We start from the raw sequence: 23,468 nt of genomic DNA on the forward strand, positions 1-23,468 counted from the left end.
ACCATCCCGCCAACCCACACGGAGGAACGCCTATGCATGCAAAGATCACCCCTCGGCATCTGGTCACCAAGATATGCGGCGCGTGTTTGTCGCTCTCTCTCATGGCATGGCAGCCAGCCTCTCACGCACAGGCACAGGCGCCTGCTGCCGCGGATGCCGAAGTCACGCAGGTGACCCAGGAGAACGTGGACTATGCCACGCAGGTGGCGCTGGCGCAGGGCGTCATGAAGCTGAAGAAGTTTGCCACGGAAGATCCGCAGGGCTGGATCATTCCGCCCATTCAGAAGGTCACCCTCACCGGCTACAAGGACGTGCCGCTGAAGTATCGTCTCATCGAGCGGGACATCCCCATCTATGAATACACCGACCTCGTCGTGCTGACGCCGGGACCGTCACCGGGAGATCCACCGGTGAAGCGCATCGTGCAGCAGCCGACCAAGCAGATCGGCACGCGCAAAGAAACGCACATCCGCTATGACCCCAATGGCCCGCTCGAGCGCATCTACAAGCAGCCCATTTATGAGCATGTGGGAGACACCTCCTGGAGCTACAGCCTCATTGGCGACTCCGCCATGGCGCTCACCGCGCTGCGTTCCGCCGGCGTGCCGGAGAATGATCCGGTGGTGTATCACATGGTGGAAAATCTGCTGCTCTATCTCGACACTTACGGACCGCCGGATCAAACCTGGAACCTCGCCTGGCTGACCGTGGCGATGGCGCAGACGGATGACAGCATGGCCGCGGACTGGACGGAAAAGCTTGCGTCACGTCTGCTCGACGGCCAGATCACCGACGGTGCCGCGCGCGGCCTGTGGGGGCCGATGTGCTTCCACCCGCGGCTGATTACCGTGCTGATCAGCGACTACCTGGCCAGCGATGCCGAAGTCACACGCGCGAAAGCCAAGGCGAAAGAAAAGCCCACCAAGGCCAATCAGGTTCTGGCGGATCAGGCGGAGGGCGCACGCAGCCGGCTGAAAAAATATGCGGACAGCTGGACCCACCTGGCGCTGAAGTTTGCCACCGCGGAGTTTCCGATGACCTGGGAGGACATGATGACGGAGAAGGTGCAGTTCCCCGGAGCCACGGACTTCTTTTACAATCAGCGTTCGGCAGACATGGAGAGCACCTGGGCCGCGCTGCACGCGCTGTCCGTCTGCGCAGAAATGAAACGCCTGCCGAAGGCGTCCGTCCGCCCGCTGATACCCGCAGCCTTCAATTCCGTGCAGAAGATCGGCGCCACCGTGACGACCAAGCAAGGCCCGGTGACGAACTCCCAGCTCAATGAGACGACGGTGCCGCCGGAAGCCTCCATGGCCGTGCTGGCCCGCGCTGCCAATGCCCTCGCGGGACTGCTGCCGGAGAAGAGCGGCTGGACGGAGTGCAACTTCCACCAGCCCGTCACGGACTTCGACGCCTTCAGCAAGTTCCTCGCCGTGCCTGCGGACGCCGCGAGCTTCCCGCCGCTCGCCTCTCCCGTCACTGCGAAGAGCGCCTCCATGGGCATCGCCGCGCTGGACAGCATCGGCCGTGCGGTGGGCATGGAGAAGATGGCAAAGTTTCAAAGCAAGTACACCTCGGGCGCCCAGGGCCGCACCGCCGCGCAGCAGGACCTGCTCAAGAGCCTGTGGCCGAAACCCATGCAGAAGCCAAAGGGACTGAACACCGACTTCCTCGAGTTCTTCCTTTCCACCGTCCGCCCTCTGCAGGGAGAAATTCCCGATGCTGCGAGCGCGGATGCGCTGGCAGAGCAGTTCACGCGCTATCTCATTCTCGCCGCTGACGCCGATGGCGGCTGGGGGGAGAAGCTGCGCCGCACCCACATCCCAAGCAGTTCACGCGAGCGCTACAAGGCGCTGGAAAATCTCCAGGGCCAGATCTGGAAAGCCTGGCGGCTGGATGTGCCGATCGATCTGCACAAGGCGCACATCAGCCTCTGGCATGTGACGCCTTCGAACAGCTCCTACTACCAAAACATCAGCCCCGCGTCTCCCTTTGCCACGGCCATCGCGGTGAGCTACCTCGCCTCCCGCCTCAAGAACCCCGGCGCGATTTTGGAAAAGCTCTGCGCGGATCCCACGCTCGAGGATCAGCGCAAAGGCCTCGATGCTCTCCTGCTGCCGCAGCCCAAGCCCAAGCCCAAGCCGAAGCCGAAGCCTGCCCCCGTCGTGGCCGCCAAGCCGCCTCCGCCTGCGGAGAAGCCGCCGGAGAAGGCCATGGTGAAAGCCGAGGAGATCATCCCCATCGTCCCCATCAAGCCCGTCAGCACGCAGCCGAAGAAGGACGAGACGTTTTGAGAATGTACGATGGACACTCCTGTCCGTTGGTCTGGGGGGATTTGTGTGCGCCAGGGATCAACCGGCAGAGACCATCCCCTGCTCCTGCCATGAGACCACAGAGCACCCGAACACAAGGTGACTTGATGATGAAAAGAAGATTGTTTCTCGGATCTCTCGTTCCCTCTGAATCTGCTCAGAGCGTGTGGCACGGGAGATGTAGCTCGGTATTCCATTACCGAGTCGTCACCGTCGCGGTATCGGAATACCGCGCTACATCCCCGCATGGTTCCACTCGAAGTGATGGGTGAACTGTCGATGCCGCAGTGACTTCTTCAGGAGACTGCATCCACTCACCGCCTCCTGCGAGCGCACATCACCGCCAGCGCCATGCCCAGCAGCAGCAGCCGCGCTGGTTCGGGAACGGCCACGACTGCGATCGTGCCGTCGGTGGTGAAGCTGCTGATGTCCCACGTATAGCCTGAGCCGGAAATGTCCGGAAGATCAAAGCCAGTGGCTTCGTCGCCATTGCCCATGAGCAGCGTGCTGAAGCTGAAACGGCTGTCAAAGACAGGGCCGGATGCCAGGCCGGACCAGTCGAGCAGATTGAACACCGCAGGCGCGCCGGGCGTGTAGCCCGTGGCGGTGACGGTGATGTTGCCGCTGAAGTTCACGGTGTTCGTGCCGGTGCCCACGAGATTGATCATGTCCGATGTGCCGCCTGGATTGAGGCCGAGAATGATTGTGCTTCCTGCCTGGAAATCGAGGGTGCCAGAGCCTGTAACGGGTTTGAAATTCAGCGTGCCGTAGCCGGCCTGCACCGTGCTGTCGCCTGCCTGAACGAAGGAGCCGCTGGCGGCGGTGAAGCTGGAGCCCTGCACTGTGCCGGTGCCGGAGAGCGTGGCGCCGCTTTGCACCGTGACATCGCCCGTGCCCGTGGTGCCGACTCCGCCACTGCCCACCTGCAGCGTGCCGCCCTGAACGGTGGTCGCGCCGCTGTAGCTGTTGTAGCCGCCCAGCAGGGCCGTGCCGGCGCCTGTCTTGATGAAAGCGACCGTGCCTGTGCCGCTGGAATTGTCAGCAATGCTTCCCATGAACTGTCCGCCTGTGGCATCGCCAGAGCCCACGGTGAGCGTGCTGCTCGTGCCTGTGGCATTGTTGAGGATGGTGCTGGATGGGTTGCCGTTGAGATTGCCCAGCGCCTGATTGTAACCGTTCAAGTTCATGGATGAGCCAGCGTTGATGCTGAGGGTTGCGGTACTGGCGATCTGCTGGCCCGCGTTCAGTTGCAGTGAGGCGGTGCCTGAGGTGCCATTGACCGAACCGAGTGTCAGATTGGTCGGGATGGCGATGGCGCCGTCGGTTTTGGCGAGGATGACCGCGCCGCTGTTGATCACGGTGGCTCCAGTGCCGCTGTAAGTGTTTGAGACAGCGCCGCCCAAAGTGAGGCTGCCCTGTCCGGATTTCACCACGGAGAGGCCGCTGCCCACCAGCGCACCGTTGAAGGTGGAGTTGGTCACATTCGGGCTGAGCACGTTGCCAATCGTCAGCGTGGAATTCACGGTGGTCGTCACCGTGCCGGAGCCGTTCAAGGCGGAAATGGTTTGCGAAGCACCGAGCGCGAAGGTGTTGCCGCTGCCCACGCTCACCTGCGCAAAGGTGCCGAGGGCATTGGTGATGTTGGCATTGACCGTCACTGTGCCGCCGGTGCTGGCGAGATTAACCATCGTGCCATCCACCAGGCTGGTCGCTGCCGTGGCCAGGATGACACTGCTGGCCGCCGTGCCGCTGTTTTGGAAGGTGATGGTGCGTGGCGCGATGGCCTGATCCGTCAGTGCGCCAAGCGTCAAAATCATGGAGGCATTGGCCGTGCTTTGCACATCGAAAAAGGGATCCCCCGGAGCCATGGCGGGGCCGCCGAGTGTGATGGTTCCGAGTGTCAAACCCATCGTGCCGCTGCCCACATTGCCGCCTGGTTTGACGGTCAGCGTGCTGCCGCCGGTGATCATGGCCCCGAGGGTGAAGGTCAGCCCACCGGCTCCGCTGGTGGCGCGATCTGCGATGATCGTAGAGCTGGAAAGAAGATTGACCGCATTGCCCAGAGAGCCGCCTGCATCATAGCCCAGGCTCAGGGTGCCGCCATTGAGCGCAAATGCTCCCGTGCCCACGGGATTGAGCAGCGTGGCCGACTGCAGCCGCAGGGTGCCCTCATCGATTTGATTGGTGCCGCTGCGTGCGCTGCTGGCCGTGCTGGTGAAGGTCAGCGTGCTGCTGCCCACTTTGGTGAGCAGCGCATTCCCGGTGATGCCACCTGCGTTGTTGATGAAGATGTCGCCGCTGCCGCCGATTTTGGCCACGGCTCCCTGCACCAGGGTCCCTGTGATGGTGGCCTGCGTGCTGCTGCTGTTGATGATGGCGCCGCCGCCGTTGTGACCTGTTCCGCTCACGGAGGTGAAGTTCCGGTCCGTGCTCTGACCATTCAGATCCACCGTGCCTCCGGCGCTGATCGTCACTCCGCTGCTCGCTCCCAAAGCGGTGGCATTGTTCAGCTTCAGGATGCCGAGGCTCACGACCGTGGCTCCGGTGTAGGTGCTTGCTCCGCTCAGGGTGAGTGTGCCGAGTCCGTTCTTGGTCACTGCCAGGGTTCCCGCGCCATTGCTCAGCGTGCCGGTGAATTCCGTGCTCAAAGGCGTGCTGCTGTTGGCATTGCCCACTGTCAGGATGAAGGCGCCGCTGGCGGTGACGGTGCCGCTGCCGGCCAGTGATCCGATCGTTTGCGCAGCGCCGATGTTGAGGATGCTGTTTCCATTCACCGTCACCTGCGCCAGCGTGCCCAGGGCCGCCGCGATGTTGAGGTTCAAAGTCACGCCGGCTTTGCTGCCGTTGTTGAGCGTGACCACGGTGCCATCCACCAGGCTGGCCATGGCGGTGCCCAAATTGGCAACGCTGTTGATGGTGGAAGTGCCGGAATTGGAAAACGTGATCGTTTTGGCCACGCCCTGATCATTCAGCGCTCCGAGTGTCAGCGTCGTCGTGCTGCTGGCAGCCGCGGTGGGGCTTTGCACATCAAACGTGGGGCTGCCGAGCAAGGTGGTGGCTCCAAAGGTCACGCCCGCATTGGTGCTGGCGGTGGTGACATTGCTCCCGGCCTGGATGGTCAGGGTCTGGCTGCCGATGGCCAGCACACCGAGCGCGTGCGTGAGTCCTGCGCCTGCAGTATAGACATCGGAGATGATGGTGGAACTCGCTGTCACCGAAACAGGATAGGCCAGCACGGAAGCCGAACTGCCGAGGCTCAAGGTGCCGCCATTGAGGATCACTGCCGCCGTGGCCGCGCCGATGGCGGAGGTCGAATTGCTGATGCGCAAAGTTCCTGCATCGATGCGCGTGGCCGCAGTGCGCGTGCTTGGCAGTGCAGTGCCGCCGTTGTCACCGAAGGTCACCGTGCCAGCGCCCGTCTTGACGAGGATGTTGTTGCCGCTCAGCACTCCGGTGGAGGTGATGCTGCCGGAGCCGCCGATGCTCGCGCCAATGCCTCCCGTGCCATTGCCCAGCCCGATCGTCAGCGCACCGATAGAAGCGCCGGTGCCACTGTTGTTGACCAGCGCACCACCGCTGCTGATGCCCGCGCCATTCAGCACGGCGGTGTTGATGATGACCTTGCCGTTGAGGTCCAGCACGCCGCCCACCTGCACCGTGGCGGTCGAACTGCTCAGCGCGCCTGCGTTTCCGAGCACCAGGGTTCCCGCATTGATGCTGGTGGCTCCCGTGTAGGCATTGGCGACGGTGAGTGTCAGAGTGCCCGCACCGTTTTTGGTCAGGCCGCCGGTGGTGGTGCTGATGATCGAAACCTGAATGTCCAGACTGTCGCCCGCAGCGTTCGTGCCGATCACCAGATCCCCGCCGCCGCCGGTGGTAAGGCCTGTGGCACTGCCTTCGTTGGCGATGACTGCAGCCACTCCGCCGGTGACCAAAATGCCGCCGGCGGTGTTCGTGCCGTTGTTGATCGTCAGCAGCGTGCTGTTGCTGATCGTCAGGGTGTCGCCTCCGGCAAATTTCAGACCCGCATTCACGGTGACGGAACTCGTCTGTGCAAAAGAGCCGCTGATCAGATAGGGCGCGGTGTTGCCGTCAGTCATGCTGCTCGTGGCTGTGGTGGTCGTTGCGGCACCGATGGCACCGGCTGTGGATGCGGCGAAATCGACTCCATTGTAAGTGATGCGCGGATTGATGATGCCATTGGTGTTGGCAGCGCCGGTGATGGTCACACTGGTGCCGGTTGGTGAAAGGATGTTCAGGCCCGAACCCAGCGCCGGTGCCGCGAGTGATGTGAAAGTGAGCGCATTGGTGCCGGAGCCTGGCGCATCCACTTTCAGCACACCGCTGCCTGACGTAAGCGTAAGTGCGCCGAGCGCCTGCGTCGTCGCGGCAGTGGATCCGCCATATTCAAAGGTGCCGCTGCCCGTGTAGGTGAGGCCCGGTGCGCTGCTCCATCGGCCCGTGGTGCCGTCTCCGAGTTTCAATGTCCCTGCATTCAAGATGATGGCTCCGGTGCTGGTGTTGACCCCTTTGAGCGTCCAGGTGCCGGTGCCGTTTTTCGTCAGCGTGCCGGTGGTGGTGCCGATGATGCTGCTGACGCTGCCGTCCCCCGCACCCGCAAAGACCAGGCCGATGGTGGCACCGGTGATGGTTCCCGCATGGGTCAAATTGAGCGTGCCACTGTCCGAGGAGATCGTGACTGCCGCCGTGGAAAGGGTGAGCAGGCCGGCGTAGTTGTTCACGCCGCTGGCATTGACCAGCGCACCGGTTTGAATGTTGATTCCATTTGAGCCCACGAAACCGGAGCCGCCCGCGAGGGTCAGCGCCTCCGCCAGGGTGGTGATGCCCCCTTGGATTTGCAACGTCGCCCCGCTGGTGACAGACGTGCCGCTGGCTGTCGTGCCGAGTGCGTTCGCACTGCGGATGCTCAGAATGCCGGAGCTCACGGTCGTGGCGCCGGCATAGGAGTTGTTTCCCGCCAGGATCAAAGTGCCCAGCGCGGTTTGTCCGGAATTGCCGGACACGATCGCGCCGCTGTTGGTGCCTTGCGTCACATTGCCGCTGATGGTCAGCTGGTCGGTCACATTGGTCAAAGCCATGGTGCGGGTGGCGGACACGCCTGTTCCGGTCAGCTGCAGCGTGCTGCTGCTGCTGATGGTGCTGACGCCATTGAAGGTCATGGTTCCGCCGGTTTGATTGATCACCAGCGTGCCCGCGCCTGTGATCGTGGTGCCAAACGAAGTGGAAAGGGTGAGCACGGTCAAATTGAAGCCGTTCAGGTTCAGCGTTGAGCCGGCGTTCAGCGTCAGTGCGGTCGTGGCGGCGGCTGCCTGATCGCTGGCATTCAATTTAAGCGTGGCGTTTCCCGCCGTGCTGGCAGCCGCCACGCCCACGGTCAGAGCGCCGGGTATGGCAACTGCTCCTCCGGTCTTGCCCAAAATCAAAGTGCCTGAGTTCACGGTTGTAATACCCGTGTAGGTGTTTGAGGTGCTGCCGCTCAGCGTCTGCGTGCCCAGTCCCGCTTTCGTCAGCGCCAGGGTTCCCGTGCCATTCGCCAGCACGCCGCTGAAGTCGCTGTTCAGCAGGGTCGCGTTGGCGGCGTTGCCGACGATCAGCGTGAAGGTGCCGCTCGCATTGACCGTGCCCGTCCCTCCCAGCGAGCCAAGCACCACGCTCGTGATGCCCGTCGTGAGTGTGCTGTTGCCATACACATTGACCTGGGAGAGCGCGCCCAGCGCACCCACCACATTCATGTTCACCGTGACGCCTGCCGTGGCGCCGTTGTTGATGTTGATCACCGTGCCATCCACCAGGCTGGTGGCCAGTGTCCCCAGCGTGATCGTGCTCGCGGCAGCGCCGCTGTTTTGAAAGGTGATGGTGCGTGGCGCGATGGCCTGATCGCTCAGCGCACCCAGAGTGAGTGTCATTGCTGCTGCCGTCGTGCCCTGCACATCAAAGGTCGGGTTGCCGGGTTTCATCGAGACGCCGCCGATGCTCACCGCGCCCAGCGTCAGCCCCATGGTGCCGCTGGTCACATTGTCACCCGGTTTCACCGTCAGAGTGCTGCTGCCGATGGTGAGCGTGCTGAGGGCGAGCGCGAAACTGCCCGCACCAGCGCTGGCGCGATCAGCGATGATCGTGCTGCTGCTGATCACATTCACCACATTGGTCATCGTGTTGGCCACATCAAAACCCAGGCTCAAGGTGCCGCCGTTCAATGCATAGGAACCCGTGCCAATGGGCGCGATGGCAGTGGCCGCCTGCACTCTGAGCGTGCCTGCATCGATCTGGTTCGTGCCCGTGCGCGCACTGGTGGTGGTGGAATCAATCACGGTAAGCGTGCTGCTGCCCGTCTTGGTCAGCAGCACGTTGCCGGTCAGGCCCGTGGCGTTGCTGATGGTGATGTTGCCAGAACCACCCACATTGGTGGAGGTGGCGAGCGCCACGGTGCCAGTGACAGTCGCCGTTGTGCCGCTGCTGTTGATGAGTGCTCCCAAACTGCCGATGCCGGTGCCGTTGAGGGAGTAGCCGCGGTCCGTGGTCTGTCCATTGAGATCCACCGTGGCGCCGGAACTGACGGTGATGCTGGCCGCCGCCCCGCCCGCGGCGGTGCTGGCAAGTTTGAGCGTTCCCGCGCTGACCGCCAGAGCACCGGTGAAAGTATTCGTGCCTCCGAGCACCAAGGTGCCGGTGCCGATCTTGGTCACGGTGGCGGAACCGTTGAGGACGGCATTGACCGTGACCGTGCCTGCCCCGCCAAAGGTGATGGCGCTGCTGTAGGTCATGGTGCTGGACGATTGGATCGTCAGCGAGGCTCCGGCATCTGCCGCGATCATGAACATGGCATTCTGAGTGATGGCTCCGGAGATGATGTTGTCTCCGCTGATGCTGCGGATGGCGCCGTTGTTGCCATCGCCAAAACCACCGATGGCTGCGAGAGCGCGGCTTAGGGTGATGTTTCCAGAAAGCGCCAGCGTGGCTCCGTCCACCACCGTGACGGTTCCCGAGGTGCCGAGCGCCCCATTGCTGCGCACTTCCAAAATGCCGCTGGAGATCTGAGTGCCGCCAGTGTGCGCATTGGTGCCGGTCAGCACGGTGCGGGATCCCGGCGCGCCATTGATCACCAGCGTGACGGCGCTGGTGCCGTTGTTGGCGAGATTTGAATTGATCGTGAGCAGTTCGACGCTGCTGTTATTGGTGAGAAAGAGAGAGCCCGTGGTGTTGGTCACCGCACCACCGGCGGAGAGCGTGCTGGTCTGGCCGCTGATGCCCACGGTCAGGGCGCGTGCGCCATTGACCAGCTGAATGCCGCCCGCCGTGCCCAGACGCAGCGTCTGCCCTGTGCCGAGCGAGATCTGCCGCGCCGTGGTGAGATCTGCCATGGAGATCGTCGCCAGATTGGTGGTGCCGGAACCCAGCGTCAGCGCGCCGGTGGAGGTGTTGTTGATGCCCACATTGGAAGTGGCGGAAAAAGGCGTCGTGCTCAGGCTGCTGCCGGTTGTGTAAGAAAGAGCGCCGCCATAGCCGCTGGTGATCAATCCTCCGGCAGATTGCGCCCAGCTCCGGCTGCCATTGCTGGCGGTGTAGGTCAGCCACGGCCCGACGAATCCCGCCGCCTGTGTCGTCGTGATGGAGCCCGAAACCGGTGCCACGATGGAAAGCGTGGCATTGGCATCCGTGCGTGTGAAGGTCCCGAGGCTGACATTGACCGTGCCTCCTGCGCCTGAGAGCAGCTCCAGGGAGCTGTGCGTGCCATTCACCGTCACATTGTTAAAGCGCTGGCTGTCCGTCAGGCCGTCTTTGCCCACGAGGCGCAGGACGCTGACCGAGTTTCCTCCGATGAAGTTGAGGTTTCCCGCCGAGGCCAGGCCATTGTAAAGGATGTCGTTTTGCGGTGAAGTGGCTGCTGTGAAGTCGAGGATCGTGATGCCGCCGGAGTATCCGCTGAGCGCGCGACCCAGCGTGGTGGCGCCGCCATAGGTGTTGGCAGCGGCCAGTGTCAGAGTGCCGTCTCCTCGCGTGAAGGCAAAGCGGGTGAAGCCAAAGTTGCTGCCGCCATCAGTGATCGCTGAATTGATGAGGATGCCGGTGGTGCCATTGGCTCCGCTGAAGTTGGTGTGGACGCCCGCGTCCGCAGTGAGGAGGATGCCGCCGGAGACCGTGGTGTTGTTGGAGGTGAAGCGGATGGCTCCGTAGGAAGTGCCGGAGAAGGCGAGGCTGTTGCCATAGCCTGCAAGGTAAAACTGCTCATAGTAGTTCGGATTGGTCCCTCCAAGGACGGCCGAGCCGCCCGCCTCTACCACGATGCGGCTGACATTCTGCATCGTATTAGGCGCGGCGATCGTGAGATAGATGCTGCCTCCGATGGTGAACGGCCCCGTGAGCTCCAAATTTTGAGTCATGGCGAGCGTGAGATACTGGAAGCTCGTGGACAGCCCATATTTCTGAACGCGCAGGTTGTCGCCTTTGAGCCGCAGATTGCTGCCGATGCTGGCAAATTGAGAGCCGCCCGAAGAGCGGTCATCCATCTGAATCAATCCATTGCTGCCAAAGTCCAGCGTGATCCCCGCCACACTTCCCTGCAGGGCGAACTGCTGCCCGGAAACAATGGTGCCCGTGGTCACCGCCAGGAGGCGCAGCTCTTTGAGCGTGATGTTTTCAGTGATGCTGATCGGGTTTGAACTGGCCGGAGTCGGGATGTTCGTGCCAAATTGTGCGATGGCGGAGGTTGAGTTGACCCAGGAGACGTTCGTCGTGCCATCCCACCAGTTGGTGTTCGTGGTGTTCCATTGCAGGGTATTCGTGGTGCCATCGGAGTTCTGCGGTCCGGTGACTCCGGTGTTGGAATCCCACGTCACTGTTTGAGCAGTAACGGTGAGAGAGAGCAGCAGCATCGCTGCAACGGACAGCCAGCAGATTCGATGGAGGCGACGAGCATTGTGGGGGATATGCATAGGAGAGGCTTCTTTGAGCCTCTCTTCCCAAGCACATGCATGACCATTCCTCCGATCATGCAGACCCCGAATTGCGCAAAGAAGACGTTATTTGTGCAGTCCTCAAAAACAGCGGTGTCATGCCAAAATGCAGTTCCGCGGATTCTTCCTATTCCTTCATCCAATCGTCTCTCTGCCGTTCATTGTGCAACTCCACGCATTACTTCGTCATCGCGGGTCTTGGCCTTGGATAAGCGATGGCTGCGCGCTGGTCCGGATGTTTGGAGCCCGGCTTTCTCTGTTCTTTTTCCGTGAAGTTGGCGGCAAACTGCAGGCGGCTGCTGCTGGTGCCTTCTCCTTTGAGCTCGTCCAGCAGCTCTGCCACCCCTTCGAGCACGCAGGTGGGCTGGTACACGTAGTTCGTCAGATCTTCCAGGCGCGTGGATCCGGTCAGCACAAGGCAGGCCTGCATGCCGATCTCGATGGCGCCGCGGATGTCCGTTTCCATCGTGTCTCCCACCATCATCACCTCCTCCGTGTGGCGCTGGAGCATCCTTCGTGCGCGCATAAACATGTATGGGTTCGGCTTGCCTAAAAAATAGGCACGCTGCCCGGTGCTCGCTTCCAGGTAAGCGGCCAGCGCACCCGCCCCGGGCCGTGTCACGTCCTTCTTCACCGGGCACCAGTTGTCCGGATTGGTGGCCACCAGCCGCGCGCCTTTCTCAATCAGCTCATGCGCCTTGGAAAGTTTTTCCGTGGACTGCATGCCCTCTCCCACGACCACATAAGTCGGGCGGATGGAGTCGTTGGGAATGCCCGCTTTCTGCAGAGCCAGGGTCAGCCCCGCATCTCCCATGACAAAGGCGGTGCAGCAGGGATGGTTCTCCGCCAGAAACTCGGCGGTGTTCATCGCTGCAGTGTAAAAATGCCGGGATGAAATGCCGCTGATGCCCAGATGGTTGAGCTTGACCACCAGATCCTCCGGGGTGGGGGCGGAGTTGTTGGTGACAAACAGGAATGGCGTGGAGGTCTCGATGAGATGATGAATGAATTCCGCGGCTCGTGGCAGCAGGTGGTTTTCACGGTAGATCACACCGTCCATGTCGATCAGGAGTCCTTTGGTTTGCTGCATGGTCTGAGAGGGGTTTGAGGTTTGCGTCTGCTGCTTGCTCAAGCATGTGCGGGACCAGACCTCGGAGCATGCAGGCCCCAAATCGTGCAAAGCAGACGCTTCTTGTGCACGCCGCCTCAGCTCTTCTGCACCCGGCTGCGATACACCAGCGGCACGCAGTGCTGGTGCTCGCGGAACTGGCGCTGAAAATGCGCGGGAGACACAAAGCCGCAGTCCATCGCGATCTGGCTCACCGTCAGGTCCGTTTCCGCCAGCAGCAGGCAGGCACGCGCGATGCGCAGTTCATTCACATACTGCGGAACCGTGCGGCCCGTGCTCTTTTTGAACAGGCGGCTGAAGGCGCTCCTGCCCAGTCCCACGATCGCGGCGAGGTCCGCCACATAGACCGGCTCCGGCAGGTGGGAGGCGATGTATTCGCAGGCGGTGCCGATGCGGTCGGAGGCCCCGGGGCGTGGCTGTGGCAGCACCGCCGATGAGATCTCCTGCAGCTCCTCCGAGTTTGACAGCAGATCCAGCAGCTGCAGCAGCAGAATGACGCGCTTCATGCCATGCACATGCTGCATCTCCCGCACCATGCGCGTGGCCGTCAGCCTCGTGATGCCGGTGACTTCCAGCCCCTGCTCGGCACGCTGAAACAGCCGGCGGATGGGTTTCATGGTCGAGCGCTGCAGCCAGTCGTCATGCCCCGGCAGCTGCGGCATGAACTGCACCACGATGGCCTCCACCTCGGCTGGCTTCTCACCCGGAGCGGGAACATTACGGTAGTCATGCGGCACATTGGAGCCGAGGAAAACGAGATCTCCCGGCGCAAGCGGCGAGATGTTGTTCCCCACCAGCCGTTCCGTTCCGCCTTTGACCACCAGCGTGATCTCACACTCCGTGTGGTAATGCCAGACACAGCCAAAATCCTGCCCTCGCACGACCTCGCACACCACCGCTTCTGCGGAAGCCATGGGGGAGAGCATTTCGACAATGGGTTTCATCGGCTGCGGCTGCGGGTGCTGGGAGCTGGAGCGCACCTTTTTCTGCCATCGCGGATGGCTGGGTGCGTGAAGTCCTCCATGAGACGAATACGATCCGAGGCCCGGCACAGAAGCGCGTTTCTGCTGCAAGGCGTTGTGTGCGAAGTCGATTTCTGGCGCAAGGTTTAGGAGGAAATGAACTGGGAAAATGGACTGACTCACCGGCTTTTACGGCTGCCATATCCCTATGCAGCATGCGTGCCACTTTTGGGTGCGGCGCGTCTGTTCCGCACAGATGTTTGTTCATCTGCGACATTCGTATCACCTCCTCCGCCCGGGTGCTTACTGTGGTATCAAAATAAAATGCGTCAGCGCTTCATTCATTCCATGCCTTCATGCCGGTCACGGGCAGCAATGCATCCGCCGCCGCGCGCCACTCCGGTGTGCCTGCTTTTTTGAAAAGCTCATAAATCAGCTTCGTGCTGTGTGGGGTGGCGATGGAGTTCGGCGCATTCCGCCACAGCCCCAGACGCAGGCCGCCTTCCTTGGCATGATCGACATGCCGGTGGTAAATGAACGCATCGACCGTGGGCAGCGTCTGGATTTTCTCCCAGGCATACACATACGCAGCGGCCTGCAACCGCTCGCCATCCGGTGTCAGCAGCGTGTGGAATCCCTGCTCGCTGAGGATGATGCGGCGCTGTTTGCCGTTGAATAAAAATTCAGGTGCCGCCAGATGCTTCGGAAGCACCTCCAGGTTTTTGAAGGTGACCTTGTTTGTGCTGTCCGCATGCGTCACCGTTTTGTCCGCCCAGGCACGCGGATTTCCCAGATCCTCGGGGTAGGGGTGCCAGGCCACGTTCCAGTCAAAGTCCCCGCGCTCCCGCACCAGCCGCGCAAAGGTGTCCAGAAAGTCACGGCCCGGCGTGGCCTCCTGCGCGCTCACATTGTGCATGCTGCTGCTCCAGTGATGGTCTGAGGAAAGATAAGTGCGCGCGTTTTGCGAGTGCCTGCGGATGGCCGTGTGCATGATGCGGTAGGCCTTTTCGTATTCGCTGGCGGCGGTTTCCAGCGGCACCAGGCCCATGTTGTTCCAGAGGAAATGCGAGTTCACTTCATTGCCGACAATCCAGCCCCACACGCGCCCATTTTCGGGATGCGCACCGCTCCAACGTTCCGCCAGAAGGTTCATGACGGCATCGAGAAATCCGTTCGTCGTGTTCACCGCGCCGACGCTGAATTTGTAATCCTGCCGATGTCCCGGATGCAGGACCACGGCGTCGATGGCGGGGTTCTTGGAAGGGTAGGCGATGAGGATGAGATAGACGAGCACGCCTTTGTCCGAGAGCGGCTTGATCTGACGATCGAGCGACGCGAGGTAGCCTTGATTGAAAACGAACTCGTTGCTCTCCGCCTTCGATTTTGCGTCAAACAGGGCCGTCAGGTTCACATTGATCCCCGCGTGGTGAATGCCCAGCGCCAGCGCGTCATCCACCATCTGCACCTGCAGCCCTTTTTGATTCGGCGGCGTGGGGAAGGGGTCCGTGTTTTGAGCACAGACGGTTTGCGCAAGAAGGAGAGCGAGAAGAAGATGACGCATGAGTGGGGAGACAACCAGCGCAGCAAACGACCCGCCGCAAGCCGCCTGCGAAAAGTACTCGCGAGCTTTAGCTCGCTCTGGAGATGGCGCACACGTCACCCAGAGCGAGCTAAAGCTCGCGAGTACTTTGCAAAGCGCCCAAGCTGCCTGTGAACGCTGCGGAAAACCTGACGCCGCCAACGTCGGCGATCAGTTCATCTGCGATGACTGCTACATCGCGTGCGGCTCCTGCTGCTCGGGAGAGGAAGAAAGTAGTTAACAGCTTCAGCTCGTTCTGGAGGGGCGATGCGAGCGCGCTGACCGGACCGAGCTAAAGCTCTGGACTACTTTGTCTGCAATGCCTGCTGCATCGAATGCGGCGCGTGCTGCGCGGGGGAGGAAGAAAGTAGTTAAGAGCTTCAGCTCGTTCTAGGGGAGACGCGAGCGCGCTGACCGGACCGAGCTAAAGCTCTGGACTACTTTTCACTCCTTCTCCGGCACCAGCTTCAGCGCCAGCTTCCTGAAATCCTTCACGCGGTGAAACGTCGCCGTGTCTGCATCGTGCTGATTCGGCGCATGGATGCTGGAACGCGCGATGATCGCCAAATCATCTCCATCCACCACCGGACGCGCATACATAAAAGACTGCGAGAGCTTCGCGGCCTGCGCGATGCATCCCGCAGGAAACCAGTTCAGGCCGTCGAGGCTGTACTGCAGCATGAGAAAGCGGCGGTCGTTCGCGCTGGCTCTGTGAAGGCCCTTTTTCTCGGCCTCCGCCTGCCAGCCGAAGATGTCATGGCTGTCCACCGCCAGGTTGGCAGTGCACCAGAAGAGCTGGGAGGGCTCGTCCCGCAGCACGCAGAATTTCAACTGACCGCCGGGCATGGCGGCGAACTGAGTGAACTTCAGATCCAGCTTTGCGCCGTCGTCGGTCGCGTCAAAGACGGTGCACAGCCCTGTGACGCTGGGGCGTTTGATCTTGGTCGCAGCCAGCAGGCGCAGGCGGCCCTGCACTTCGATCACGTTGGCTTCGAGATACTGGTCCGGCATGTCCTTGAACTTCGCATCGTAGACTTCTTTGGGCGTGCCAGGGTAGGGGACGGCTTCGGAGATGCGCCAGGCTTTCGGGTCCATGGGATCTTGGGTGAGATCGCCCGCTATCAGTCGCGGACCGCGCCGCTTGCCGAAGCTCAGGTCGTCCGTGGCCCAGTAGATGCGGTCCTTGTTTTGCACCATGCCGGTGTGGCAGTTCCAGTAGTAGCCGGTGAAGAGGGTCACGGGCGGCGTCCACGTTTTGCCGCCGTCTTCGCTGCGCAGCAGCAGCAGGTCTGCATTGCGCTTCTTGCCCTGGCCGGGCTTGTTGGTGAAGAGATAAAGATGACCGCGATCCACCCACGGCGCTGCGGAGTAATAGGGCAGGTCAGACTGATGCTGCCACGTTTTGCCGCCATCCGCACTGCGCAGGATGTGCGTCACGCTATGCTCTGCGCGCCGTTCTTCGCTCCACTTTTCCCGTGGCACCACCGGCACCGCGGCGATGAGCGTGCCGTCATCCATCCGCACCAGCCCCGGGCCTTCCACATAGTATTCGGGATCTGCATTGTGCCACACCACCACATGCTCCTGCGCCAGAGGTTCAGCGGCATGCAGGCCGCAGGCAGAGGCGAAGATCAGCGCGAGAAAGGTGACGGCACGAGGGACGGGGAGATGAAACATCCTGCGTCAACGGATTTCGCCTGCGGATGTTGCAGGCATGCGCCCGGCATGGGCGGCGGATCAGAATGATCTCAAAAAAGCACAAGCACCGCCGAGACTAGGGCCGGAGTGTCCGTAGATTCGCCCATGTCTCTCGCCTCCTTCTTCCAGCCCCGCAGCATCGCCCTCGTCGGAGCCACCGAGCGGGAGGGCAGTGTGGGCCGTGCGATCTGGGACAACCTGCGCAGTTTCACAGGCCCGGTGTTTCCGGTGAATGCAAAGCACGCGGAAGTGTGCGGCGTCAGGGCTTTCCCAAAGATCGCTTCCTTGCCGGAGGTGCCGGAACTGGTGATCATCGTCACTCCTGCAGCCACCGTGCCGCAGCTCGTTGAGGATGCCGGAATAGCTGGCGCAAAGGCCGTGGTGGTGATCTCCGCGGGCTTCAAGGAAACCGGTGCTGAAGGCGCGAAACTCGAAGCCGAAGCACTGGCGGCGGCCAGGCGGCATGGCGTGCGCCTCATCGGTCCGAACTGCCTCGGCCTCATGAATCCGCATGCGGGGCTGAACGCCAGCTTTGCCAGCAGCGTGGCACGTCCCGGACGGGTGGCGTTTCTCAGCCAGAGCGGCGCGCTGTGCACCGCCATCCTCGACTGGAGCCATGATCAGCATGTGGGCTTCAGCGCCTTCGTCTCCACCGGGGCGATGGCAGATGTGGGCTGGGGCGATCTCATCCGGCATTTCGGCGCAGATCCCCACACGGGCAGCATTGTGATCTACATGGAATCCGTGGGCGATGATGCGTCCGCCTTTCTGGCGGCGGCGAGATCCGTGGCGGCGGAAAAGCCGATCGTCGTGATCAAAGTGGGGCGCACCTCCGAGGCCTCGCGCGCAGCCGCTTCGCACACGGGCGCCATGACTGGCAGCGATGCCGTGCTGGACGCCGCCCTGCGGCAGAGCGGCGTGCTGCGCGTGGACACCATCGAGGAGCTGTTTGACATGGCGGAGGTGCTGGCGAAGCAGCCCCTGCCTGCCGGACCACGGCTCGCCATCGTGACCAATGCCGGCGGCCCCGGTGCGCTGGCCACGGACGCGCTCGTTCTCGGTCATGGCGCGCTGGCAGATCTCTCCGCAGAGACGATGGCGGAGCTCAATGCCCTGCTGCCCGCGAGCTGGAGCCATCACAATCCCGTGGATGTTTTAGGAGATGCCGATGCGGCGCGCTTTGCCCAGGCCCTGCGCATCGTCTCCAGGGACCGAGGGGTGGACGGCGTGCTGGCCATTCTGACACCGCAGGCCATGACGCACCCCACGGACATCGCGCGCGAGGTCGCGCAGATCGCCCAGAAGGCCGAGAAGCCGCTGCTGGCGAGCTGGATGGGCGCGCAGAGCGTGATGGAAGGTCGTGCCATTCTCAATGCGGCCCATGTACCCACCTATGACTACCCTGACGAAGCCGCGCACGCCTTTGTGCGCATGCGCGAGCACCGCATGCGCCTGCTCTGGCTCAGCGAAACGCAGAGCGCCCATGCGGATGATGATGACGCAGAACCGCCGCAGGTCAGCGAAATGATCAGCGCCGTGCTGCGCAGCGGCCGCACCCTGATGACCGAGCAGGAGGCCAAGCAACTGCTGCAGGTGGCCGGCATTCCTGTGGTGGAGACACGCGCCGCCTATGACGAGGCTGCGGCCGTCGCTGCGGCCGAGGCCATCGGTTATCCCGTGGCGGTGAAGCTGCTGTCCGACACCATCACGCACAAGAGCGACTGCGGCGGCGTGCAGCTCAATCTGCTCAATGCCACCGCCGTGCAGCAGGCCTGGCGGCTGATCCGGGACAACGTCACACACCTGCATGGCCTGGGGGCTTTTGACGGCGTCACGGTGCAGCGCATGATCACGCAGAAAGGGTATGAGCTCATCCTCGGCACCAGCACGGACGCGCAGTTCGGTCCGGTGCTGCTCTTCGGCGCGGGCGGGACTTTGGTGGAAGTGCTGCAGGACCGCGCGCTGGCGCTGCCGCCGCTCAATCACGCTTCCGCGCGGCGCTGGGTGGAGCAGACGAGAATCTCCCGCGTGCTGCATGGCGGGCGCGGCCAGCCTCCGGTGGATTTTGCCGCGCTGGATGATGTGCTGGTGAAATTTGCGCGCCTGGTGCAGCATGAGCGCCGCATCGTGGAGCTGGACATCAATCCGCTGCTGGCCACCTCCGAAGGCGTGCTGGCGCTGGACGCGCGCGTGGTGGTGCGGGAATGACCTGAGAATGAATGCGGCGGGTGGGCCGCCAGCCGCAGCGGGACAAAGGACCGTCATCATGGGTTCTACGCGCAGCCTTGTAGCGGCTACCGCCCGCCTGCGATCCGGCGTTGCGCAGAGTTTGCAGATGTGTTGGTTGCCTGTATGGACGAATGCTGCTTTCGAGATCAGCAACGTCCGGACGGACGTGTAAAACGAATCCTTTGCGCATGAAGACCCTTTCAAAGACCTCCCTGGCCCTGCTGGCGCTGTGCCTCACGGCTTGCGAGAAAAAGCCCGCCGGGCCGCCACCGGCAGCCATGGGCCCCATGGGACCTGTCGAGGTGGGAGTGCTGACCGTGGCCACCGCGCCCGTCACGCTCACCCAGGACCTGCCGGGCCGCATTTCCGCCTTTCGTGTGGCGGAGGTGCGCGCGCGCGTCAGCGGCATCGTGCTGAAGCGCCTCTTCAAAGAAGGCAGCGATGTGAAGGAAGGCCAGGTGCTCTATGAAATCGACCCCGCGCAGTATGAGGCCGCCTATGACAGCGCCATGGGCACCCTGGCACGCGCCGAGGCCAGCCTGAACTCCGCGCAGCTCAAGCTCAACCGCATGCAGTCGCTCATCGACTCCCATGCCGTGAGCAAGCAGGACTTTGATGAGGCCTCCGGCAGCACCAAGGTGAACCAGGCCGAAGTGCTGCTGGGAAAGGCGGCGGTGAAAACGGCGAAGATCAATCTCGACTACACCAAGGTCACCGCTCCCATCACCGGCCGCATCGGCATTTCTCAAGTCACCGAGGGTGCCTATGTGCGCACGGACCAGGCCACGCTGCTCACCATCGTGCAGCAGCTGGACCGCGTGTATGTGGACGTGAACCAGCCCAGCAGCGATCTCCTGCGGCTGAAGCAGGCGCTGGCCAGCGGCAAGCTCAAGGCCAATGGCTCGGGTCAGCCACGTGTGAAACTGGTGCATGAAAGCGGCGAGATCTACCCCGAGGAAGGCTCCCTGGAGGTGTCCGACGTGACGGTGAACACGCTGACCAATTCCGTCACCGTGCGCGCCGTTTTCCCCAACCCGCGTGGCGATCTGCTGCCCGGCATGTTTGTGCGCGCGCGTTTGGAGGAAGGCACCACGCCGGACGCCATCCTCGTCCCGCAGCTGGCCGTGAGCCGAAACTCCAAAGGCGAGCCCACCGCCATGGTCATCGGTGCGGAGAGCAAGGTGGAGCTGCGCGTGCTGGAGACTCCCCGCGCGGTGGGGAACCAATGGCTGGTCACTTCCGGACTCAAGGCGGGAGACCGGCTCATCATCAACAACCTGCAGAAGATCCGTCCCGGCGCCGAGGTGAAAGCGGCCCCTTCAGAGCCCGCGCCTGCACCTGCACCTCCTGCTGCAAACCCCGGCCCCGCCAAGTAATCCACGATGTCCCGCTTCTTCATTGACCGGCCTGTCTTCGCGTGGGTCATCGCCATCATCATCATGCTGGCGGGCGCGCTCTCGATCACGAGCCTGCCCATCGCGCAGTATCCCAACATCGCGCCGCCCACCATCGCCATCATCGCCACGTATCCCGGTGCCTCGGCGAAGACGCTGGAGGACACCGTCACGCAGGTCATCGAGCAGCGGCTCAATGGCATCGACCATCTCCGCTACATCGAGTCCTCCAGCACTTCGGACGGCACGGCCACCATCACGGTGACGTTTGATGGCGAGGCCAATGCGGACACCGCCCAGGTGCAGGTGCAGAACAAGGTGTCCCTCGCGCTGCCTTCGCTGCCGCAGGAGGTGCAGCAGCAGGGCGTGCAGGTGAACAAATCCGTGCGCAACTTCCTCATCGTCGTCGGCCTCATTTCCACGGACGGCAGCATGAGCAATACCGACCTCGCGGACTACAACGCCAGCGTCATGCGCGATCCCATCAGCCGTCTGCAGGGCGTGGGGGAGATCCAGGCCTTCGGCACGCAGTATGCCATGCGCATCTGGCTGGATCCCGACAAGCTCACCAAATACCAGCTTTCCACCAATGACGTCATCGCCGCCGTGCGTGCGCAGAATGCGCAGGTCTCCGCCGGGGCGCTCGGTGCGCTGCCTGCCATGCCGGGGCAGCTGCTCAATGCCACCGTCATGGCGCAGAGCCGGCTGCAGACCCCGGAGCAGTTCGGCGGCATCCTCCTGCGTGTGAGCCAGGACGGCTCGCGCGTCTTTCTGCGCGATGTCGCGCGCACGGAGCTGGGCAGCGAATCCTACAATGTGATGGCGCGCTACAATGGCATGCCCGCCAGCGGCATGGCCATCCGCCCCGCGCTCGGCGCCAATGCACTGGAAACGGTGAACATCGTGAAGAAAAAGGTGGAGGAGCTCTCGCAGTTCTTCCCGCCCGGCGTGAAGGCCATCTATCCCTATGACACCACGCAGTTCGTCCGCATTTCCGTGGAGGAAGTGGTCAAAACACTCATCGAGGCCATCATCCTCGTCTTCGTGGTCATGTTCATCTTTTTGCAAAGCTGGCGCGCCACGCTCATCCCCACCATCGCCGTTCCTGTCGTGCTTCTCGGCACCTTTGGCGTCATGGCGGCGGCGGGTTATTCCATCAATACGCTCACACTGTTTGGCCTCGTGCTCGCCATCGGCCTGCTGGTGGACGATGCCATCGTCGTCGTGGAAAACGTGGAGCGCGTGATGCAGGAGGAAGGCCTCTCGCCGAAGGAGGCCACGCGCAAGTCCATGGACCAGATCAGCGGTGCGCTGGTGGGCATCGGCCTGGTGCTCAGCGCGGCCTTTGTGCCCATGGCATTCTTCACGGGATCCAGCGGTGTCATTTACCGGCAGTTCTCGCTCATCATCGTCAGTTCCGTGGCGCTGTCCGTGCTCGTGGCCCTCATCCTCACGCCCGCGCTGTGCGCCACGCTTTTAAAGCCGGTGGCCAAGGACCACGGCATCAACAAGCGCGGCCCCTTCGGCTGGTTCAACCGCAGCTTTGAACGCATGGCGGACCACTACACCTGGGCCGTGGGCAAGTTCCTGAAGCATTACGTCATCTCGCTCATCCCGTATGCGGCCATCGCCGTGGCCGTGGTTTATCTCTTCGAGCGCGCGCCCACCGGCTTCCTTCCGGACGAGGACACCGGCGTGCTCTTTGCCATGGCGCAGCTCCCGCCCGGCTCCACCCGCGAGCAGGCGGATGCGGTGCTGAAGAAAATGGAAAATCATTTCTTCGAAGAGGAAAAAGAGGTGGTGGAAGGCGGCTTCGGCGTGCTCGGCTTCAGCTTCAGCGGCAACGCGCAGAACCAGGTGCTCATGTTTGTGAAGCTCAAGCCCTGGGAGGAGCGCAAGCTCCCATCCCAGAAGGTGAAGGCCATCCAGGGCCGCGCCATGGGCAAGTTCATGCAGATCAAGGAAGCGCTGGCCTTTGCCTTCGCGCCGCCCGCCGTGCTGGAGCTGGGCACCGCCACCGGATTTGATCTCCGCCTCGTGGATCTCGGCGGTCTCGGGCACGATGCCCTCATGGCCGCGCAGGGGCAGCTTCTCGGCATGGCCGCGCAGAATCCCGTCCTCACCTCCGTGCGTCCAAACGGCCTCGCGGACACCTCCGTTTATCAGATCGATGTGGACCAGGAAAAGGCCAGCGCGCTCGGCCTCTCCCTCTCGGACATCAATGCCTCCCTCAGCACCATCCTCGGCTCCACCTACATCAATGACTTCATCGACAAGAACCGCGTGAAGCGCGTGATGATGCAGGGAGACGCCCCTTTCCGCATGCTGCCAGAAGATATCAATCGCTGGTATGTGCGGAACAACCAGGGTGGCATGGTGCCTTTCTCCGCCTTTTCCGCCGCCTCCTGGAAAATGGGCTCCCCCAAGCTCGAGCGCTTCAATGGCTCCTCATCGCTCGCCATCCAGGGCGAGCCAGCCCCCGGCCACAGCTCCGGCGAGGCCATCAAGGAGATCGAAAAGATGGCCAAATCCCTGCCCACCGGCATCGGCGTGGCCTGGGCCGGTTTGTCCTACGAAGAACAGGCCTCCGGCTCCAAGGCCACCTCCGTTTACATCATCGCCCTGCTCATGGTCTTCCTCTGCCTTGCGGCCTTGTATGAGAGCTGGGCCATCCCGTTCTCCGTCATGATGGACATGCCCCTGGGCGCTCTCGGCGTCGTCGCCGCCACGCAATGGCGCGGCATGCCGAACGACATCTATTTTCAAATTGGCCTCATCACCATCATCGGCCTCTCCGCCAAGAACGCCATCCTCGTGGTGGAGTTCGCCAAGGAGCACTTCGATCAAGGCGCCACCCTCATCGAGGCCGCGCTGCACGCCGTCCGCCAGCGCCTGCGCCCCATTTTGATGACCTCCATCGCCTTCGGCCTCGGTGTGCTCCCGCTCGCCATCAACACCGGCGCCGGCTCCGGCAGCCAGAACGCCATCGGCACCGGCATCGTCGGCGGCGCCGTGACCACCACGCTGCTGGGCCTGTTCTTCGTGCCGCTGTACTTCGTGGTGATCCTCCGTCTCTTCCGCGTGAAGCCGACGAAGGCGCAGCCAAAGTAGTCCAGAGCTTTAGCTCGTGCTGGAAAGCGCTCCGAATCCTCCAGCCAAGATCGAACCACCCCCCGCTGAAGGCGCAGCC

Annotated in this window: 9 protein-coding genes; 4 read left to right on the plus strand and 5 right to left on the minus strand. The window is 62.6% G+C overall.

Going from position 1 to position 23,468, the window contains the following annotated elements:
• Positions 1 to 101 precede the first annotated feature (101 nt).
• Positions 102 to 2,294: a hypothetical protein gene (locus ACILSR_RS23385; protein WP_395752225.1), complete on the plus strand. Its 2,193-nt coding sequence runs from the start codon at positions 102 to 104 to the stop codon at positions 2,292 to 2,294.
• Between the two features lie 332 nt (positions 2,295 to 2,626).
• Here ACILSR_RS23385 and ACILSR_RS23390 read toward each other — a convergent pair whose 3' ends face one another.
• From ACILSR_RS23390 to ACILSR_RS23410, 5 genes are all read right to left on the minus strand, one after another.
• Complete coding sequence (locus ACILSR_RS23390) at positions 2,627 to 11,266, minus strand: autotransporter-associated beta strand repeat-containing protein (protein ID WP_395752226.1); 8,640 nt, start codon at positions 11,264 to 11,266, stop codon at positions 2,627 to 2,629.
• A gap of 199 nt (positions 11,267 to 11,465) precedes the next feature.
• Positions 11,466 to 12,377, minus strand: coding sequence for an HAD-IIA family hydrolase (locus ACILSR_RS23395; RefSeq protein ID WP_395752227.1), 912 nt, complete (start codon positions 12,375 to 12,377; stop codon positions 11,466 to 11,468).
• Between the two features lie 116 nt (positions 12,378 to 12,493).
• A complete protein-coding gene (locus ACILSR_RS23400) occupies positions 12,494 to 13,330 on the minus strand; it encodes a helix-turn-helix domain-containing protein (protein ID WP_395752228.1) in 837 nt (278 codons plus the stop codon).
• 385 nt (positions 13,331 to 13,715) lie between these two features.
• Positions 13,716 to 14,939 (minus strand): DUF5722 domain-containing protein, encoded by a 1,224-nt coding sequence (locus tag ACILSR_RS23405; RefSeq protein ID WP_395752229.1) that lies wholly within the window; start codon positions 14,937 to 14,939, stop codon positions 13,716 to 13,718.
• Positions 14,940 to 15,401: 462 nt separating this feature from the next.
• The gene (locus ACILSR_RS23410; RefSeq protein WP_395752230.1) at positions 15,402 to 16,634 is read right to left on the minus strand and encodes a hypothetical protein; all 1,233 of its coding nucleotides are present in this window, start codon (positions 16,632 to 16,634) and stop codon (positions 15,402 to 15,404) included.
• Between the two features lie 126 nt (positions 16,635 to 16,760).
• Here ACILSR_RS23410 and ACILSR_RS23415 point away from each other — a divergent pair, with 126 nt between their 5' ends.
• From ACILSR_RS23415 to ACILSR_RS23425, 3 genes are all read left to right on the plus strand, one after another.
• Complete coding sequence (locus ACILSR_RS23415; RefSeq protein ID WP_395752231.1) at positions 16,761 to 18,863, plus strand: acetate--CoA ligase family protein; 2,103 nt, start codon at positions 16,761 to 16,763, stop codon at positions 18,861 to 18,863.
• A 209-nt stretch (positions 18,864 to 19,072) separates the two neighbouring features.
• Entirely contained in the window at positions 19,073 to 20,260 is a 1,188-nt protein-coding gene (locus ACILSR_RS23420; RefSeq protein WP_395752232.1) for an efflux RND transporter periplasmic adaptor subunit, read from the plus strand.
• A 6-nt stretch (positions 20,261 to 20,266) separates the two neighbouring features.
• Complete coding sequence (locus ACILSR_RS23425; protein ID WP_395752233.1) at positions 20,267 to 23,389, plus strand: efflux RND transporter permease subunit; 3,123 nt, start codon at positions 20,267 to 20,269, stop codon at positions 23,387 to 23,389.
• Positions 23,390 to 23,468 lie beyond the last annotated feature (79 nt).

Source organism: Prosthecobacter sp., assembly GCF_044222565.1.
Classification (GTDB): domain Bacteria; phylum Verrucomicrobiota; class Verrucomicrobiia; order Verrucomicrobiales; family Verrucomicrobiaceae; genus Prosthecobacter.